The 17,621-nt window shown below is 38.0% G+C and carries 19 protein-coding genes; 9 read left to right on the top strand and 10 right to left on the bottom strand.

Features of this window, described 5'->3' with window-relative positions; all coding sequences use genetic code 11:
* The first annotated feature begins 3 nt into the window (after positions 1 to 3).
* Positions 4 to 399 (top strand): DUF1398 domain-containing protein, encoded by a 396-nt coding sequence (locus tag SOM16_RS08205; protein ID WP_320463512.1) that lies wholly within the window; start codon positions 4 to 6, stop codon positions 397 to 399.
* Positions 400 to 444: 45 nt separating this feature from the next.
* Here SOM16_RS08205 and SOM16_RS08200 read toward each other — a convergent pair whose 3' ends face one another.
* From SOM16_RS08200 to ribD, 4 genes are read right to left on the bottom strand one after another with little or no spacing between them, the layout of a single operon-like run.
* Positions 445 to 1,305 (bottom strand): nucleoside phosphorylase, encoded by an 861-nt coding sequence (locus SOM16_RS08200; RefSeq protein WP_320463511.1) that lies wholly within the window; start codon positions 1,303 to 1,305, stop codon positions 445 to 447.
* 24 nt (positions 1,306 to 1,329) lie between these two features.
* Positions 1,330 to 1,944 (bottom strand): YigZ family protein, encoded by a 615-nt coding sequence (locus tag SOM16_RS08195; protein WP_320463510.1) that lies wholly within the window; start codon positions 1,942 to 1,944, stop codon positions 1,330 to 1,332.
* Positions 1,931 to 2,797: a DMT family transporter gene (locus tag SOM16_RS08190; RefSeq protein ID WP_320463509.1), complete on the bottom strand. Its 867-nt coding sequence runs from the start codon at positions 2,795 to 2,797 to the stop codon at positions 1,931 to 1,933. The genes SOM16_RS08195 and SOM16_RS08190 overlap by 14 nt, the downstream gene beginning before the upstream one ends.
* Positions 2,794 to 3,849 carry a bifunctional diaminohydroxyphosphoribosylaminopyrimidine deaminase/5-amino-6-(5-phosphoribosylamino)uracil reductase RibD gene (ribD, locus tag SOM16_RS08185; protein WP_320463508.1) on the bottom strand — a complete coding sequence of 352 codons (1,056 nt, stop codon included), beginning with the start codon at positions 3,847 to 3,849 and terminating at the stop codon, positions 2,794 to 2,796. Before ribD ends, SOM16_RS08190 begins: the two co-directional genes overlap by 4 nt.
* A gap of 80 nt (positions 3,850 to 3,929) precedes the next feature.
* Between ribD and prmC the strand changes: the two genes are divergently transcribed.
* Positions 3,930 to 4,793 (top strand): peptide chain release factor N(5)-glutamine methyltransferase, encoded by an 864-nt coding sequence (prmC, locus tag SOM16_RS08180; RefSeq protein ID WP_320463507.1) that lies wholly within the window; start codon positions 3,930 to 3,932, stop codon positions 4,791 to 4,793.
* Here prmC and xerD read toward each other — a convergent pair.
* Complete coding sequence (xerD, locus tag SOM16_RS08175) at positions 4,768 to 5,664, bottom strand: site-specific tyrosine recombinase XerD (protein ID WP_320463506.1); 897 nt, start codon at positions 5,662 to 5,664, stop codon at positions 4,768 to 4,770. The genes prmC and xerD overlap by 26 nt on opposite strands.
* Before the next feature lie 188 nt (positions 5,665 to 5,852).
* Here xerD and aroQ point away from each other — a divergent pair, with 188 nt between their 5' ends.
* Entirely contained in the window at positions 5,853 to 6,275 is a 423-nt protein-coding gene (aroQ, locus tag SOM16_RS08170; protein WP_320463505.1) for a type II 3-dehydroquinate dehydratase, read from the top strand.
* Between the two features lie 37 nt (positions 6,276 to 6,312).
* Positions 6,313 to 7,002 carry a TlpA disulfide reductase family protein gene (locus SOM16_RS08165; RefSeq protein ID WP_320463504.1) on the top strand — a complete coding sequence of 230 codons (690 nt, stop codon included), beginning with the start codon at positions 6,313 to 6,315 and terminating at the stop codon, positions 7,000 to 7,002.
* On the opposite strand, the gene SOM16_RS08160 is transcribed toward SOM16_RS08165, so the two are convergent.
* Both SOM16_RS08160 and SOM16_RS08155 read right to left on the bottom strand, forming a co-directional pair.
* On the bottom strand, positions 6,988 to 8,007 hold the full coding sequence (locus SOM16_RS08160; RefSeq protein ID WP_320463503.1) for a glycosyltransferase family 2 protein: 1,020 nt from the start codon (positions 8,005 to 8,007) through the stop codon (positions 6,988 to 6,990). The genes SOM16_RS08165 and SOM16_RS08160 overlap by 15 nt on opposite strands.
* On the bottom strand, positions 8,004 to 8,885 hold the full coding sequence (locus SOM16_RS08155) for a lysophospholipid acyltransferase family protein (RefSeq protein WP_320463502.1): 882 nt from the start codon (positions 8,883 to 8,885) through the stop codon (positions 8,004 to 8,006). The genes SOM16_RS08160 and SOM16_RS08155 overlap by 4 nt, the downstream gene beginning before the upstream one ends.
* 39 nt (positions 8,886 to 8,924) lie before the next feature.
* Here SOM16_RS08155 and SOM16_RS08150 point away from each other — a divergent pair, with 39 nt between their 5' ends.
* The 4 genes from SOM16_RS08150 (at position 8,925) to bioB (ending at position 13,101) form a co-directional block, all read left to right on the top strand.
* Complete coding sequence (locus SOM16_RS08150) at positions 8,925 to 9,536, top strand: WbqC family protein (protein ID WP_320463501.1); 612 nt, start codon at positions 8,925 to 8,927, stop codon at positions 9,534 to 9,536.
* Entirely contained in the window at positions 9,536 to 10,657 is a 1,122-nt protein-coding gene (corA, locus tag SOM16_RS08145) for a magnesium/cobalt transporter CorA (protein ID WP_320463500.1), read from the top strand. The genes SOM16_RS08150 and corA overlap by 1 nt, the downstream gene beginning before the upstream one ends.
* A gap of 69 nt (positions 10,658 to 10,726) precedes the next feature.
* Positions 10,727 to 12,076, top strand: a complete 1,350-nt coding sequence (gene mgtE, locus SOM16_RS08140) for a magnesium transporter (protein WP_320463499.1) — start codon at positions 10,727 to 10,729, stop codon at positions 12,074 to 12,076.
* 23 nt (positions 12,077 to 12,099) lie between these two features.
* On the top strand, positions 12,100 to 13,101 hold the full coding sequence (gene bioB, locus SOM16_RS08135; RefSeq protein ID WP_320463498.1) for a biotin synthase BioB: 1,002 nt from the start codon (positions 12,100 to 12,102) through the stop codon (positions 13,099 to 13,101).
* A 90-nt stretch (positions 13,102 to 13,191) separates the two neighbouring features.
* On the opposite strand, the gene SOM16_RS08130 is transcribed toward bioB, so the two are convergent.
* The 3 genes from SOM16_RS08130 to SOM16_RS08120 form a co-directional block, all read right to left on the bottom strand.
* The gene (locus SOM16_RS08130) at positions 13,192 to 13,602 is read right to left on the bottom strand and encodes an organic hydroperoxide resistance protein (RefSeq protein WP_320463497.1); all 411 of its coding nucleotides are present in this window, start codon (positions 13,600 to 13,602) and stop codon (positions 13,192 to 13,194) included.
* 153 nt (positions 13,603 to 13,755) lie between these two features.
* A complete protein-coding gene (locus SOM16_RS08125; RefSeq protein ID WP_320463496.1) occupies positions 13,756 to 15,915 on the bottom strand; it encodes an FUSC family protein in 2,160 nt (719 codons plus the stop codon).
* Positions 15,916 to 15,997: 82 nt separating this feature from the next.
* A complete protein-coding gene (locus tag SOM16_RS08120) occupies positions 15,998 to 16,351 on the bottom strand; it encodes a response regulator transcription factor (protein ID WP_320463495.1) in 354 nt (117 codons plus the stop codon).
* A gap of 223 nt (positions 16,352 to 16,574) precedes the next feature.
* Between SOM16_RS08120 and SOM16_RS08115 the strand changes: the two genes are divergently transcribed.
* Positions 16,575 to 17,486: an alpha/beta hydrolase family protein gene (locus SOM16_RS08115; RefSeq protein WP_320463494.1), complete on the top strand. Its 912-nt coding sequence runs from the start codon at positions 16,575 to 16,577 to the stop codon at positions 17,484 to 17,486.
* Positions 17,487 to 17,621: the final 135 nt, after the last annotated feature.

The raw sequence follows: 17,621 nt of genomic DNA, 5'->3' as shown, positions 1-17,621 counted from the left end.
ATTATGTTTACCAAAGAAGATATTCAGACTGCAGAATCAAAGATTAAAACGGGTTCAGATTTTCCTCAATTTATTAAAGAATTAAAGGAACTGGGCGTAGTGAGAAATGATGTTTATGTTTCGAACGGCTTATCTGCTTATTTTGCCAGCGAAGATGAAGTGCTGCAAATACACCCTGAAGAATATCCAGAATTAGTGATAAACACGGATTCATCGGTAGAGAAATTAAAGCATGCCTTAAAAAGCCACCAAGCAGGAGAAACAGGTTTCATTTCCTTCTGCGAACATGCTGCAGATGCCGGTGTAGAAAAATGGATAACTGATTTAAAAAATATGACTTGTATTTATTATGATACTGCAGGGAATGAGTTAGTTAAGGAAACGATCTCAGCTGTATGATTATCTAATATTTAACCTCATCAGTTTAAATTGATGAGGTTAACTCTATATTCTTTCCAAAACCAATCTAATAGCTTGATCTACGATTTTCTGTGGTTCTTTACTAAACTCAAACTTAACTCTACTGGCTAGAATTGCATTGATAGATAGTGCTTTATGTCCTAAAACATTGGCCAGTGCATATATCCCGGCCGTTTCCATCTCCAGGTTGGTAATTCTATACTGATTGCTGCTGAAACTATTAATTAATTCGATGAAATTTGGAATCAAGTTTTTTGCCCTTACCATTCTACCTTGGGGTGCATAAAATCCTGGGGCAGTGATCGTAATTCCTTTAGGTAAATCTTTACCAATCGTATTTAGTAGGGTTTGATCAGCTGCTGTTAAATATGGGTTGATGTTTTTAAGATGGCCAAAATGAGCATGAACAGCAGCCCTCAGTGGTTTTTCTTCTTCAAGTGGATCATTCACGTAATAATTCATCAAAGCATCCATTCCCAGGCCATGAGATGATGCTAAAATTGTCCCCATCGGGATATCTGGCTGTACTGCTCCTGATGTACCAACACGAATGATATTCAACGAAGTTAATTTGTTTTTTATTTCGCGGGTATCAAAATCGATGTTCACCAGGGCATCTAATTCATTAAATACGATATCAATGTTATCTGTTCCGATGCCGGTAGAAATCACCGTTATGCGCTTTTTGCCGATATAGCCCGTGTGCGTAATGAATTCACGTTTTCCCTTTTTGTATTCTATGCGATCGAAATACTTACTTACATCACCAACCCGATCCGGGTCTCCAACGGTAATGACGTGGTCTGCAACATCACCAGGCAACAAATTTAAATGGTAAATGCTCCCATCAGGATTAACAATTAAGTCACTTTCCGCTATTTTCATAATTCTTTGATTTAATTTCCCTTGCTATACCGTTTCCAGGTATTTAAGTTTTATACCTGTAATCTTGTCAAATCTACCTAAAACCTGGTTCAAATAAGACTTTCTCACTTCGAATTTTATGGTACAATCGGTATCGAACTGCTGTGCTAAAATTTGCAGGTTTTCATCTTTAATCAGCTTCATCACCTCATTCATCTGCAGGTAATCGAAGCTTAATTCGTAAACGTCATTTACGGTCTTTGTGATAATCTTACATTCTTTAATCGCTTCTACACTAGCGTTTTTATAAGCATTAATTAAACCAGGAACACCTAATAGCGTTCCGCCAAAATATCGTACAACTACGATTAACACATTGGTGATATCTTCTGATAGTAAACAATTTAAAATTGGCCTGCCTGCAGTGCCAGAAGGTTCGCCATCATCATTAACACGGAAAACAGAACGGTCGGGTGTTAAGCGATAAGCATAACAGAAATGATTAGCTTTACCATGTTCAGCCCTTAGTTTTAAAAGAATAGGTTTAACTTCGGCTTCTGAACGAATTGGGTAGATATAACCGAGAAACTTGCTTCCTTTATCACGGAAAATACCTTGAGCGGTATCCTCTATGGTTTTATAAGAATCATCGAACAGCATGTTGAGATAAGGTAATGAAGATGACTGCCACAAGTGCTAAAATAATTCCGATGTAGTTTAATTTACTCAGCTTTTCTTTAAATACCACAATTCCAACTAAACTTCCAACTACAATTACACCTAAGTTCATTGCTGCGAAAACAGTGGAAGGATTTTCAGACAAAGCTTTGTGGGCTTTCATGTAAAATAAAATATTTCCAAAATTGAAAAAACCCAAAATTAACCCGCAAGCTAAATTAACCAGTTGCAGTTTTGTTTTTTTAGTGATCACCAAATAGATTACGATAGCCATCGATACAACGAAAGCCATAGCGAACACCGTGAATAGGGAGGTGGTATAGGGCAAGCTTTTATACAATGCAATTTGTTTAAAAAGCACATCAATTACACCAAAACCGATAAATACAAAGATTGGATAGATCCAGTTATTTGATCTATTTTCCTGATCAGACTTACGGATAAAAGTGAGTAAAATAGCCAAAAAACCAATTCCCAGACCGATTAATTTATATTGATTAAAACCTTCCCTAAAAATAAAATAAGCAGCTAAAATCGGAATAAATAAAGATAGCCGCTGTGCAATGTCTGTTTTTACAATGCCCAGGTTCTTTACAGATGCGGCCAGTACCAAGAATATAGAAGGGAGTAAAATAGCAAGTGCAATGTAAATTGGCCAGGGTGCAGATGAAGAGAGCAAATTTACCTCAGGTTTAAAAAACAGAAAACACAAGGTTAAAGCTGTGAAATAATTTACGGTAACGGCCTGGATAATACTAATTTCATAACGCTTTGCCAGTTTGAGTAACACGGCTACAACTACGCTGCAGAAAACACTTAAAACGATGTATATCATTTATTTGAATTGTTTATATAAATGGAAAGTTGATCTTTACCAATTTGAATCTGTTCGGTCAGGTTTCCATTAATTGTAGGAGAAGCAATGCCGTCGTCCCAGCTATTTGGACCAGTAAAAATTCTGGCTTCATCCCAAAGGTCTGCTTCCAAAAATTGACGTAAAATATGTGCACCACCTTCAATTATAACAGACTGAATATCCATCAGATAAAGTTGAAATGCAATTTTTTGAGCCAAATAAAAGTGCATATCTTCCATCTGTATGTAATGAATATTATCTACAACGTCTGTTTTCACCTCATTAAATATGATGGTTTTTGCCGCTGAATTATAAACGTTATTGGTGTTAGGGATTTGCAGGTTTTTATCAATGACCAATCGGACTGGGTTTTTACCTGGAAATTCTCTGCTGGTTAACTGTGGGTTATCCATCAGGGCGGTTTGCTTACCAATTAAAATAGAGTCTTCTTCAGTACGCCACTGGTGAGCCAATCGCTTTGCTAAAGCGCCACTTATCCATTTTTGATGTCCATCCTTTGTGGCAAAATAGCCGTTGGCAGTCTCTGCCCATTTTAAAATGATGTAAGGTCTTTTTTGTTCAATCCTGGTAAAAAAACGGCGATTAAAATGACGACATTCGGCATCCAAAACACCGCTAATTACTTCTATTCCTGCATTTGTAAGCTTTTCGATGCCTTTGCCATCTACGCCATCAAAAGGATCACGATTACCAATAACGACTTTTTTTAGTTGGTGTTTTACAAACAGATCTGCGCATGGCGGCGTTTTCCCAAAGTGCGCACACGGTTCCAGATTTACATAGGCAGTGGCTAGTAGTAGTAGATTTTCAGCATCTGCACCATACCTGTCAAATACACTTTTAACCGCATTTGGTTCTGCATGGGCTTTACCAAACTGTTGATGATACCCCTCGCCAATGATTTTTCCATCTAAAACAATAACGCAGCCCACCATCGGATTTGGGTTTACATTGCCTATTGCCAGTGAAGCCAGCTCCAAACATCTTTTAAGGTAAAACTCGTCGCTCATTAGCGCAAAAGTAGTAAAAAAAGCACGATCGATTTAGGTATACTGCAATGATATGGTTGCAATTAAGTAATTTTACACCAATGAAAATCGAAGCCTTAGCAGAACAATATAAAATAGAATTAGAATCGCTGTATGGTGAAGAAGAAGCCGCCGCATTATTCGGATTGTCTGCAGAACATGTTTTAGGTTTATCTCCGGTAAAACTGAAGATGGCTAAAGACACGTCAGTTTCCTTTGTAGATTTGCAAAAATTATTAAGCATTCTTAACGACTTAAAAATTGGCAAACCTATCCAGCATATTTTAGGCGTTGCTCATTTTTATGGTTCAGTGTTCGAAGTAAATGAAAATGTACTGATTCCACGTCCGGAGACAGAAGAATTGGTAGATTGGATTATTCATGATCACACACCTATCAGAACGCAAAACCTGAAAGTTCTGGATATTGGAACAGGTTCTGGGTGCATTCCAATATCTTTAAAAAATTACCTTCCAGATTTTGATGTGGTGGGTTTAGATATCTCACCCGATGCGCTCATCGTTGCGGAAAGGAATGCAGAATCAATCGGTGTGGATGTCGTGTTTATTAAGGCTAATATCCTGAATTATCAAACTGATGTTAAGTTCGATGTGATTGTGAGTAACCCACCGTATATCCGTGAACTGGAGAAGCAGCAAATGCATGATAATGTTTTAGCTCACGAACCTCATCTTGCCTTATTTGTGAAGGATGATGATGCATTAGTTTTTTATCAGGCGATTGTTGATTTTGCGTTAACAAATTTAAATTTTAACGGGCGTTTGTATTTTGAAATTAATGAATATCTAGGTGAAGAAATGATAGAGATGTTAGGTAATAAAGGATTTAAAAACATATCATTACGCAAAGATATGCAGGGTAAAGATAGAATGATTATGGCTATGATCTCGGATGAAATTGCGTAATCACGTCACGCAAATAATCACGATCGATATGCGTATATATTTCTGTAGTGGTAATACTTGCATGTCCGAGCATTTCCTGCACTGCCCTTAAGTCTGCACCTCCTTCAATTAAATGCGTAGCAAAAGAATGGCGCAACGTATGCGGACTGATGGTTTTTTTTATCCCTGTGGCAATTGCAAGGCTTTTGATCAGATTAAAGATAGAAATTCTGGAAAGTTTTGCCCCGAAGCGGTTTAAGAAGATGAAATCTTCATTCCCTTTTTTGATATTCATGTGCACCCTCACTTGCGTCATATAAAGATCTAAAAGCTTTAATGCAACGCCTCCAATGGGTACCAAACGCTCCTTATTTCCTTTTCCAATTACTTTTATAAATTCAATTTGCGGGAAAAGACTTGAAATTCTTAGTTCTGTTAACTCCGTTACCCTTAATCCACAACCATAAAGAACTTCCAAAATAGCCTTATTGCGCATTCCTTCAGGTTTGGAAGCGTCAATCGCATCGATCAATTGGTTGATCTCGTAGATGTTCAACGTATCTGGCAATTTTCTGCTCAACTTAGGTGCATCAATTAAAGCCATAGGATTGTTTACCACGATATCTTCCAATAGGAGATAAGTAAAGAAAGCCTTCAATCCGGAAATTACCCTGGCTTGTGTACTGGCAAGCATGCCTAGTTCATTTAACCAGGAGATAAAGGCCTTTAAATCTGCCGTAGTAATTTCATTTAGATTAGGTGTGGAATCAATGGACTGGAAATATTGAACCAGTTTTTCAATATCGCTGAGGTAAGCCTCTACGGAGTTGCCAGAGAACGATCGTTCTAGCTTTAAGTAAGATCTGAAGCCTTTAATATGGGATTGCCACACAGCATATAGATTATTTCGAAACAATTATCATTCAGCTTCAAAGATATAACGAAATCATAAGACATAGAATTCATTTATTCGAAATTGATATATTTTTATTAGCATTCCGTATAATTGCAATACAATCAGGCCATAATTTCATAAAACAAGTTATTGGCTTAGCAGATTACTAATCAATTGATACCAGCATGAAAGTACAAATTATAAATGGCCCGAATTTAAATTTACTGGGCGTTAGAGAACCCTCAATTTATGGCAATACCAGTATTGAAGACTATGTAAAAGAGTTGAAAGCTTTATACACCGACGTCACTATTGAGTATTATCAAAGCAATGTAGAGGGAGAACTGATTAACAAACTTCATGAGATCGGATTCACTTATGATGGTATTATTTTAAATGCAGGCGGTTATACGCACACTTCAGTTGCACTTGCAGATGCGATTGCGGCAATTAAAACACCTGTTGTAGAAGTACATATTTCCAATATTTATGCACGTGAAGAGTATCGCCACGTTTCGCTTACCGGAAAAAATTGTCAAGGTGTATTAACAGGATTTGGCATGAATGGCTATCGTTTGGCTCTGGAGAGTTTATTGATCAAAAAATAATGGTATGCTAAAAACAACGCTTTTCTCGTGTTTAATAATGGGCTCACTTTTAGTTAATGCGCAAACGAACAATGCAAAACAGAATGTGCTCAACGAAACATCAGTGGTTAGGGCAGAAGATGGAAATGTTTATCCTTATCTGGTTTGGCAAAAGTTAATGTCCACTGGTAAATATGGTTTAAAAACAAGAGGTACAAAAACGGAAAGTGGTGCAACGGAATATTTGATTTTTGAACTATCTGAAGCGCAAAAGTTTAGCTATTTCGAAAAAATGCCTAAGCCGCGCTTAAGCGATTCATTTAAAGAAGGCGACGACTTTAAAGGTTTCAAAGCTACTGACATTAATGGCAATAAAATTGATTTACGAGAAGCAACAGGTAAGGTGATTGTTTTGAATTTTTGGTTTATTAATTGTCCACCTTGCAGGCAGGAGATTCCACAACTAAACGAGCTCGTGGCGAAGTATAAAGACAATCCTGACGTCGTATTTCTTGCAATTGCAACCGACGAAAAATATGGTTTGCAAAAATTTCTAAAAACCACTCCTTATGATTACCAAGTGGTTCCTAATGGGCACAACCTTGCCAGTAAATATTCAGTAACATTATATCCAACACACGCTATCATTGATAAAAATGGTAAGGTAAAGTTTAGCGCTGTTGGCCTGGCCACAAATACCATTCATTGGATTAAAAAGTCTATCGATGAATCTTTAGCTGCTAACTAAGTCTTTAAAATATTTAATTTTCTTAATGAAGAAAGCCCAGACTACACTGTTGTTATAAACCCCTGTATGTTGTATATATGGTGTTTGGTTTGCCATTCTTTTGCTGTTTGTTTTGGCGATGGATTTTATAAAGTGCCAGTGACCTTTACTTACGGCTAATGTGAATTTTGGTTTTCCGCTCAATAAGAAGTGCCACCAGGCGATAAAATCGATACACATTCGAATAGAAATCCTGAAAACTGCATCAGCAGCTGGCAGGTTTTTCTGCATGATTATTAAATTATTTCTGAAATTAAGATAGGTTTTAAATGGATTTTCCGTTTGTAAAGTACCACCACCAACATGGTAGACTTCCGCGTCAGGGCAGTACATCACTTTATAATTAAGGTTTTTTAATCGCCAGCAAAGATCAATTTCTTCCATATGGGCAAAAAGGTCTGCATCTAAGCCGCCAGTCTCTTTCCAATATTTACTTTTGATAAAAAAGGCGGCACCGCTGGCCCAGAAAACTTCAGATTTTTCGTCATACTGCCCATGATCTTCTTCGTAAACATTAAACAAGCGTCCGCGACAAAATGGATAAGCATAAATATCCAGGTAGCCACCTGCTGCGCCGGCATATTCGAATTGATTTTTATTTAATTGCCATTTAATTTTTGGTTGTGCCGCTGCAATTTTTGCATCACTCTCCATCAAGGCAATTACTGGCTTAATCCAGTTAGGGGTAACTTCAACATCCGAGTTGAGTAAAATGTAGTAATCTGCCTTTACACGTTCGAGTACTTTATTGTAACCGCCAGCGAAGCCATAGTTCTGATCGTTTTTGATAATCTCGACAGTCGGGAAATTTTGTGCTAAAAATGAAACAGAATCATCGGTTGAAGCATTATCACCCACAATTACCTGCAGGTTATCATATTCAGACCGTAAAACTCCTGGTAAAAATTGATTCAGAAATGCTTTTCCATTCCAGTTTAAAATAACAACGGCTACAGAAGGGTTCATTGGGGTAATTCGGGTTTAAATTTCCAGCGTTTATGGCTCCAAAGCCAATATTCGGGCTGTTCTTTAATAATGTTCTCTAAAAATTTGAAGTGAAGATTGGTGATTTCGTATTCCTTCATTTCTGAAGGATTTAAGCACATCGGTAATACCTCCACATGGTAATAACCTCGTTTGACCACGGTTACCTTGAAATAATAAATAGGTCGGTTGGTAGATTTTGCAATCTTTTCAACGCCTAACAAGGCTGCTGTTGGCTGCTGAAGAAAATCAAGGAAGTACCTGGTATCTTCGCGACTAGGGGCCTGATCACTCGCAAAACACAATAAGGTAGGTTCATTTTTATATGCAGCTATGCCCCTTAGTGTTTGGCGCATCGCTATAAAAATATTCCCATACTTAGTCCGCATCTTATCAAACCATGATTCAAATATTTTATTGGTGAGTGGCTTATAAATGACCATGGTTTTAGCAGAAATGCTTAAGCCCAATGCCAGTGTGCCCAATTCCCAGTTTCCATAATGGCCTGTACAAGCTAAAATACTTCCACCGGCAGCAAAATGAGTTTCGAGTTGTTCCAATCCTGAAAATTTTACCCGCCTGAGGGTTTCTTTTTTAGAAATGGTACTCATTTTAATGATTTCAAAAATTAAGTCAGATAGAAAGTGAAAAAAATTCTTTTCAATTTGAATAATTTCTGAGGAAGCTTTTTCCGGAAATGATAGGATTAAATTCTGACGGACAACTTTTTTTCGATATCCAATTATGTAATAAAGCAGATAATATAGTAATCTTGCAAAAAAAAACAGCAAGGGTAGAGGTAGCAGCGATATCAGGAATAAAAAAAATACGCCCAAATGCGCAAATCCTCTTTTAATCATTATTTTTAAAACGTTTCAGCTACAAACATAAATTTTCAAATGCAAAATACAGCAATACTTCCATTATTTTATCTTCCGCCGGTGGGCTACTTCAGCTTATTACAGGAAGTAGGACAAGATTTTTTAATTGAAAAAAATGAGCACTTAGCGAAACAAACTTATCGCAACCGGGCAAGTATCTATTCACCGAATGGAAAATTAGATTTAACCGTACCTATTATTAAAGGTGCTAAGAATCATACTAAGATGAAGGATGTGCGCATCAGTTACGACTTTAAATGGCAACGCCTGCATTGGTTAAGCCTCGAAACCTGTTACCGCAGTTCGGCCTATTTTGAATTTTATGAAGATGAACTGGCTCGTTTCTACAATGAAAAATTTGATTTTCTTTTTGATTATAATTTAGAATTACTGGCCTGGTTAACTAAAAAGCTGAAATTACCATATGAATTGAAGGTTACGGAAAGTTACGAAGATGATATTCCAGCGGCACTTGATCACAGGGGAATGATGAATCCGAAAAAAGCTGATGAGATGGCAAACAATAAGCCTTATTATCAGGTTTTTGAAGACAGGCATCAGTTTTTGCCTAATTTAAGCATTGTGGATTTGCTGTTTAATCAGGGTCCGCAGGCCAAACTCTATCTATAATGGGAAAAAACAAACCACGTAATCGTCATAAGCACTACAACGTACCGGAGCCAGGCACCAGTCCGGGTAAATATGCCATTGACGAAAATGCATTGAAACCTAACATCACGCTTCACACTTATAATGAATCCAGTTATAAAAAAGAAGATCTTGAGCACATCAATAACATTGATAAGCTTATTCAGAATAAGGATTTCTATTACTGGTTTGATATTAAAGGTCTGGCAGATCCAAATATTTTCGAAACATTGTTTTCAAAATTAGATATCAGCAGATTGGTGTTGGAAGACATCACCAGTTCTTATCAAAGACCAAAATTAGATGAGTATGATAATGATGACTATCTATTTTCGGTAAGCAGGCATTTGTATTTAGGCGAAGAAGATGTTTTGTGTAATGATCAAATCTCATTTATTTTATCGGAGCGTACGCTAATTACATTTCAGGAATCTTATGCCGACTGTTTTGAACCCGTTAGGAAGCGTCTGGAGATTGGGAAAGGCAATATCCGGATTGGCGGCAGTAGTTATTTAATGTATGCCATTATGGACGTAATCGTTGATAATTATTTTGCCTTGCTGAACTTTTGGGGCGAGGAGTTAGACGCTATTGAGGATCGGCTTTATGACCATCCCGATAGGCGAATTATGTATGATACGCAAGCCATAAAGCGATCTCTGATTACGATCAGAAAGGTGGCCTGGCCTGAACGGGATAAGCTCAACGACATTATCCGTTCGGATAGTGCATTGATCTCCGACCTAACCAAAACCTATATGAAGGATGCCTATGATCATTGTATTCAAATCATCGATTTTATAGAATCACTTAAAGAGATTGCATCGGCGAATATCGATATGAATTTATCCATCACCAGCAACCGGATGAATGAAATTATGAAGGTATTAACGATTATTTCTTCCATTTTCATTCCTTTAACTTTTATTGCTGGTATTTACGGTATGAACTTCAGCCGTGAAGATCCGGTTACGGGTAAGGTATTGCCTGGTAATATGCCAGAACTTTATAGTCCACATGGTTATCTGTGGACCTGGATTGTAATGGGCGTAATTGCGATCATTCAGATCATTTATTTTTGGAGAAAAGGTTGGTTTAAATAATCGTTATTATTCTTTTTCATAAGTATTTAATTTTGGTAGCTTTAGCAGGTTTTAGGTTAGGCTAACAAGATGCAATCATTCGAACTAGATAAAAGCGACGTATTAAAGGTTAAAAATGCAATTTTAGCCGGGGATGAAATCCTGAAAGAGGTTTTAGATGATTATCACGCATCTGAAATAGCGATTCTTTTCGAACGCCTGGATAAATCGGAGCAGCAACACATCATTAATTTGTTGCCTGCTGAAATCGCTTCAGAGATCATCTCTGAAATGGATGAAGAGTCTCACCCTGAGGACTTACTTTTTCAGCTTCATCCAGATAAACGTACAGAAATTGTTGAGGAACTGGATTATGATGATGCAACGGATATCATCTCCCAGCTTGAAGATCATGAGCAGAATGAAATTCTTGAAGACCTGCAGGATGAGCATGCATCTGAAATCAGGAACCTCTTAACTTACGACGAAAAGACTGCTGGTGGTTTGATGAACACAGAAATCATCTGTGTGAACATTAACTTAACTAAAAAAGATGCGATTGATGAGATTATCCGCCAGAGTGAGCAGATGGAAGAATTTTACACCATCTATGTAGTTGATGACGAGGATATTTTTAGGGGAATTGTATCTTTAAAAGATATCATCAAAGCCAGGCATGATGCAAAAATTACCGAACTGGTCAAAATTGATGCGGTTTATGTGCATCCGAATACCGACCAGGAGGAAGTGGCTAACCTGATCTCTCAATACAACCTGACCAGTATTCCTGTTATTGATGATCACCAAAAGCTACTAGGCCGCGTTACTTTTGATGATGTAATTGATGTGATGGAGGAGGAGAGTACAGAGGATATTTTGAAAATCTCCGGTGTATCTGAAGATGAGGAGTTGAGCGGTAACTGGGTAGAGGCGGTGAAGTCCCGTCTTCCATGGCTGGTGATTAATCTTGGGACAGCTTTTTTGGCTTCTTCTGTTGTTCGTTATTTTGACCCTACAATAAAGTTAATTCCATCTTTAGCTGCGTATATGACCATTATAGCCGGAATGGGCGGCAACGCAGCTACGCAGGCACTTGCAGTAACAGTCAGGCGTATTTCACTCTACGACTTAACGGATAAACAAGCCTATAGAACGGTCTTGAAAGAATTTACTGTCGGATTAATTAATGGAGCCGTGAATGGCTTAATTGTCTTCCTTTTTGCCTTCTTCTTTGATGGAAACCCAATGTTGGGGCTGGTAATCTTTCTGGCCATGACGGGTAACTTACTCATTGCAGGTATTACAGGTGCAGGAATTCCATTGATATTGAAAAGGGTAGGAATTGATCCTGCCATTGCTTCATCTATTATCATTACTACATTTACTGATGTTTTTGGTTTCATGCTGATATTAGGTTTGGCCAGTAAACTTTTGCTATAAATTATTAATAAAATTCTGATCCCATGAAAACGACAAGACACAACTGGAGTAAAGAAGAAATCCTCGAAATTTATAACCGGCCATTTCTGGATCTGGTTTATGAAGCAGCTACCATCCACCGGGAAAATGAAGGTTATACTGAAGTTCAGGTAAGTTCCCTTATTTCCATTAAAACCGGAGGCTGTGCGGAAGATTGTTCTTATTGCCCACAGGCAGCGAGGTATGATACTGACTTAACAGTGCAGCCGCTTATGCAAATTAGCGAAGTTGTTAATGCAGCGGTTAAAGCTAAAGCTGGTGGCGCTTCACGTTTATGCATGGGTGCAGCCTGGCGGGAAGTTCGTGATAACCGCGATTTTGACCGGGTAATTGACATGGTGAAGGCAGTGAATGATATGGATATGGAGGTTTGCTGCACGCTTGGGATGTTAACTGAAAATCAGGCACAGCGTTTAGCTGATGCTGGTTTATATGCCTATAATCATAATATTGATACCTCTGAAGCGGATTATAAAAGAATTATCTCAACAAGAACTTATGATGATCGTTTAAACACTATCCAAAACGTTCGAAAAGCTAAACTTACCGTTTGCAGCGGCGGGATTATCGGATTAGGTGAAACTGTTGATGATCGCGTTTCTATGCTACAGACATTGGCCAATATGGAGCAACATCCTGAATCAGTACCGGTTAACGCATTGGTACCAGTAAAAGGCACACCGCTTGAAAATCAGCCGCGTGTACCCATTTGGGACATGGTCAGGATGATTGCCACCGCCCGTATTGTTATGCCGAATGCTGTTGTACGTCTTTCGGCTGGAAGAAATGAGATGAGTACATTAGAACAGGCTTTCTGCTTTATGGCTGGCGCGAGTTCCATCTTCGCGGGTGATAAATTGCTAACAACGCCTAATCCAGCATTTGTAGATGATATGGCAATGTTTGAACTTTTGGGATTAAAAACCCGCGAAGCTTTCAAAAACGGCAGGCCGATAAACACGAAAACTGAGCAGGTGACTTTATAACTGAGGTACCATTCCGGATCTCATTTAGTTAGGAATAAAAAATTCCCGTCTTCGTAAGAATGACGGGAATCCGAATAATTTATATATTAACTAAACAGCTGTAACCCTTACTTCAATATTGCCCTTTACGGCTTTGGAGTATGGACAAGCTCTGTGTGCTTTATCTGCGATAGACTGTGATTCTTCTAAAGAAATCCCCGGGATATGCACGTCCAAATCTGCTGATAACGTAAATGCATTATCATCCTTGTTAAAGGATACTAAAACCTTAACATTAGCCTCACTCACATCAACGCCTGCGCGTTCTGCAACTGAACCCAATGCGCCAAGATAACATGGTCCCCAGGCTGCCGCAAATAATTCTTCCGGATTTGTTGCTCCACCCTGACCACCCATTTCTTTAGGTTTTCTCAATTCGAAATCTAAAATTCCATCACTAGATTTAACGTGACCATCTCTGCCTCCTGTAGCTGTAACTTCAGCCGTATATAACTTTTCCATGCTTAATAATTCTTTAGTAAGTAAGCTTAACAAACCAAGGCAGCCATTGTTTGATATTGAATAACTGGCTGCTACTCGGGAAGAGGATATTCATAACCACTAATAACTATATTAGTAGTAGATTTAACGTGAGAAAGTAGTTTAACGAAACAGTTAAATTTTAATCTTCCCCGTTAGTTTATAAATGTCATAAGCCACTTTCTGAATCAAATCAAATTGCTCTGGCACCAGGTCTTGTCCTTTGTGAATTTGAAAGCCTGTATCTGCAACACGGATGAGTGGTACATTATCTAAGGTTTCTTTATTTTGCTCCAAATTTTCAATCGTCCTATCAAATAGGTAATCGGTATTGTTCGACATCGGTTTTAAGGCCTCAAAGCTCTCAAAAGTAAACTCGTGTTCCTTATTATACAAAGAAAGTGTAGCAACATAAGAAGATAACAAATGGTTGAGCGTGGTAAACTGATGCACCTCCTTAATAAATAACTGTTTACTCTTCGGTTCGGAAAACATTCTCTGAAAAAGGGAAGCCAAATTTGCCGTGCTAACGTATACTTCTTTTCTGGCTAATTTATATTCTGTTCTGTTATAATTTTTTTCAAAATATAACGTCGCTACCTGAGCATAGTATGCCTTATTTGCTTTAATAATATTTAACATGGCCTCTTTCAATTTCTCATGTTCCCAGGTAGGGAAGAGGGAGTAGCTGGCGAGTAATGCAATCCCGGAACCAATAAACGTGTCGTAAATTCTTTCCCTGGCCAGAGCGATAGATCCCATTCCCAGAAAATCGAAAAGGATGAGGATATAAGGCGTCATGAAGAGCACGCTCACCACATAGTTTTTACGCTGAAAGCTATAACTGCCAATCATACAAATCAATAAAATAACAAAGAGTGTATGTCGGTCATGTACATAAGTCAGCACCCCCATACCAACGAAAGCGCCAACTGTTGTTCCGATTAAACGTTGATAATTTCGTTCTTTAGTGAGACTAAAACCTGGTTTGGAAATCACCAGAATGGTTAGCAAAATCCAATAGCTGTGAGAAAAATTTAAAATCTCTGCCACAACGAAACCCAATAACATTACCACTGTAACACGTAGAGAATGCCTGAAAGTAGAAGAACTATAGGTTAAGTTATCAGTAAAAAGCTGAAAATCGAATTTTTGCCGCTTGATAAACTTTTCTGTATCTACTTCTGCCTGGCGAATGTCTTTGCTGGTTCGTACCTTAAAATAGCTGAATATCGTTTTAACTCTGGCTAAAATATTTTCTATGTTAACCTCAATGTTTTTGAGTGCGATAATCCCGATGGTATTATATTCCTGATTGATATTATTTTTTTCGAGGTGATTGATTTTAATTTTTAAGCGTTCAATTTCAATCAATAATCTTTTGGAAATAACTGGTTTACCACCACTTTTTAACGCAAATGCAATGTCATCCAAGGCATATGAAATTCGCTTAATCGCCATCTCATAATCTTTTAATATCCCTGCCTTGTCAAATTGTTCGTGCAATTGCTGGTAGTTATAATAGGTAGACATTACCTGCTCAAATAGGTCGACCATGTCTACAAATACCAGGAGCAAAAACCGACCCTCCGGGCTTGAATCCCTAACAATTTCCCTGGTTCTGAATAATAATTCCCTAACGGCATCCTGCTTTTCGTGTACTGAAACCTGTAGCTGAAGCAGTTCTGCGTATGTTTTATCGTAATTATTATTATGATGATAAAATTTCGCTTTTTCTCTGAGAAATTCTGCAACTTCAAAAATAGAATCACTCAACGATTGTTGTACCAGCCGAAAGGGGCGCAGCCGATAGAAGAAATAACTCAATCCGGTGTACCAAAGACTTCCTGCTAAAACAAGAAATGCATGTTTAATGACTTCCTGCCAAGGGCGAATATCATCTATACTTAAAACGATAATCAACAATACCGCAGTGCCTACAGATGCCGCCCTAATGCCATAAATATAAAACATGGAGAATACAAAGCTGGATGCTCCAAGCAGGAAGGCTACGAAATAGGGGCTTTTATTGGTTAATCCCGTAAGGATGGAAAAAACAAAAATTAACACTGTGGTAACTAACATGGCGTTCCGTCGATGCACCATGGGGCCTGGGCTATCTACAATGCTCACGCAAAGCGCACCTAATGATAAGGTCATCCCAAATTTGAGCATCCCAAACTGCGCCAGAATTAAAGAGGGAAGTAGCACACCAAGCGTAATGCGTAAGCCATCGGCGAAATACGTACTTAATAAAAAATCTTGTATGTCTCTAATGGGTTGCCTGATCTGCATGTTACAAAAATAACATTATCGGCAACTTTTTGTTGGGATAAAAATTCAACTTTTTTTAAAACTAAATACCTACGATAATTTCTTAAGCGATAAGATTATTAACTTTCTCCAGCAGCTTATTCAGATCGAAGGGCTTAGCCATAAAATCGTTAGCAGCACAGTTTATAGAAATATCTGCCGCACTGGCATGTGCGCTCATCATTAATACGGGAATGTTATTATTGATCGACTTTAGCTCTGCACAAACATCCATCCCATTTCCATCTGGCAACATTACATCCAAAATAAAAAGATCAGGAACATCATTAATATTTGCCTCCATAAATGTAGTAACCGTTTCAAAGCTGACCACATCATAATCCTCTAACCCTAGAATAAGTTCAATTACGTCCCTTATTCCTTCATCATCTTCTAACAGAAATATTCTCTTACTCATATCTTTTATCTACGTAATTAAAATCTATCTGGACTATAGAAAGTTTTAATAATCCGTTAAAAGTAAAACGGAGCAGTACAAATTAACAATAAAATAAGACCTTCCGTCACATATAATAACCTTTCTATCACATTTATCCTAACCAGGATTGCCCTTAGGGTGTATTGCTTTACATTGTAAATCCTAATGACAATAAATTATTAAAATCTTTAAAATTAAAAATATGAGACTTAGTTTACTTATCGTACTATGTAGCCTGGGTGTTGAGTTGTATGCTCAAACCCCTTCTAATCCGATTTACGAATCTGTTTACACCATTGAAAATGTTCGTGTAGGCGTTAGCCTTGCTGGTGCTATTTTTAAGCCCAAAAATCCTCATGCCGCAGTAATTCTTGTACATGGTTCAGGGCAGGAGAAAAGAATGATTAACCTGGCTTCAAATTTGGCTAACAATGGCATTGCCGTATTAACTTATGATAAACGTGGGGTTGGGGAATCGGGTGGGGTTTATGCTGGTCCGGAAGTGGGAACCAACAATATTGATTCAGCCAACCTAAACTTATTGGCTTTAGATGCAAGTGCTGCCGCCCAATCTCTATTTTCACATCTTTCAGATAAAAATATACCGTTAGGTTTAGTCGGATTTAGTCAGGCAGGCTGGGTAATCCCTATTGCTGCTGAAAAAAATAGTGAGGTATGTTTTATCGTTTTATTTAGTGGCCCGGCTGTTACCACACTTGAACAGTTGCGGTTTCAGTTTTACACGAATGGAAAAACTAATTTTTGGGAAGCTCACACTGATGCTGATGTTCGCGAACACATCAAAAATGACCCTGACCGGTACCAGTTTCCAGCTACCGATCCGCTTAACGCCCTCATCAGACTAAAAATTCCAGGATTATGGCTTTATGGCGGTAGGGATATCCAGGTTCCGGTAGGCTTATCAATAGAACGACTAGACATGCTAAAGGCGCAAGGTAAGTTTTACAAGTATCAGTTGTTTCCCACACTCGGCCACAATACTGCTTTCTCAAAATCTCAGGAACCATTTAATGCCGCTATCCAATGGATCAAAAACATTAGTCATCGTTATAAGAAAAATGGTTATAGGAAAGGTAATTTGGATAAGCCTTAAAATAAAAAAACCTGCAACTAAGAAATTGCAGGTTTTATATTTTGGCGGGGAATCGGATTACCCGTTACAACATCTACAGGAACTTTTTAGAATAATCAGGGAAATCTATAAGAATAAGAAGCTAATGGATGATAA

The sequence above is a fragment of the Pedobacter sp. CFBP9032 genome, assembly GCF_034045265.1.
In the GTDB taxonomy this organism is placed as follows: Bacteria; Bacteroidota; Bacteroidia; order Sphingobacteriales; family Sphingobacteriaceae; genus Pedobacter.
This window is presented reverse-complemented; position numbering and strand designations above follow the sequence as displayed.

Bases quoted from the DNA above. Each gene is read 5' to 3' on its own strand.
- SOM16_RS08205 (WP_320463512.1), top strand. From the start codon at position 4: ATGTTTACCAAAGAAGATATTCAGACTGCAGAATCAAAGATTAAAACG.
- SOM16_RS08200 (WP_320463511.1), bottom strand. From the start codon at position 1,305: ATGAAAATAGCGGAAAGTGACTTAATTGTTAATCCTGATGGGAGCATT.
- SOM16_RS08195 (WP_320463510.1), bottom strand. From the start codon at position 1,944: ATGCTGTTCGATGATTCTTATAAAACCATAGAGGATACCGCTCAAGGT.
- SOM16_RS08190 (WP_320463509.1), bottom strand. From the start codon at position 2,797: ATGATATACATCGTTTTAAGTGTTTTCTGCAGCGTAGTTGTAGCCGTG.
- ribD (WP_320463508.1), bottom strand. From the start codon at position 3,849: ATGAGCGACGAGTTTTACCTTAAAAGATGTTTGGAGCTGGCTTCACTG.
- prmC (WP_320463507.1), top strand. From the start codon at position 3,930: ATGAAAATCGAAGCCTTAGCAGAACAATATAAAATAGAATTAGAATCG.
- aroQ (WP_320463505.1), top strand. From the start codon at position 5,853: ATGAAAGTACAAATTATAAATGGCCCGAATTTAAATTTACTGGGCGTT.
- SOM16_RS08165 (WP_320463504.1), top strand. From the start codon at position 6,313: ATGGGCTCACTTTTAGTTAATGCGCAAACGAACAATGCAAAACAGAAT.
- SOM16_RS08160 (WP_320463503.1), bottom strand. From the start codon at position 8,007: ATGAACCCTTCTGTAGCCGTTGTTATTTTAAACTGGAATGGAAAAGCA.
- SOM16_RS08155 (WP_320463502.1), bottom strand. From the start codon at position 8,885: ATGATTAAAAGAGGATTTGCGCATTTGGGCGTATTTTTTTTATTCCTG.
- SOM16_RS08150 (WP_320463501.1), top strand. From the start codon at position 8,925: ATGCAAAATACAGCAATACTTCCATTATTTTATCTTCCGCCGGTGGGC.
- corA (WP_320463500.1), top strand. From the start codon at position 9,536: ATGGGAAAAAACAAACCACGTAATCGTCATAAGCACTACAACGTACCG.
- mgtE (WP_320463499.1), top strand. From the start codon at position 10,727: ATGCAATCATTCGAACTAGATAAAAGCGACGTATTAAAGGTTAAAAAT.
- bioB (WP_320463498.1), top strand. From the start codon at position 12,100: ATGAAAACGACAAGACACAACTGGAGTAAAGAAGAAATCCTCGAAATT.
- SOM16_RS08130 (WP_320463497.1), bottom strand. From the start codon at position 13,602: ATGGAAAAGTTATATACGGCTGAAGTTACAGCTACAGGAGGCAGAGAT.
- SOM16_RS08125 (WP_320463496.1), bottom strand. From the start codon at position 15,915: ATGCAGATCAGGCAACCCATTAGAGACATACAAGATTTTTTATTAAGT.
- SOM16_RS08120 (WP_320463495.1), bottom strand. From the start codon at position 16,351: ATGAGTAAGAGAATATTTCTGTTAGAAGATGATGAAGGAATAAGGGAC.
- SOM16_RS08115 (WP_320463494.1), top strand. From the start codon at position 16,575: ATGAGACTTAGTTTACTTATCGTACTATGTAGCCTGGGTGTTGAGTTG.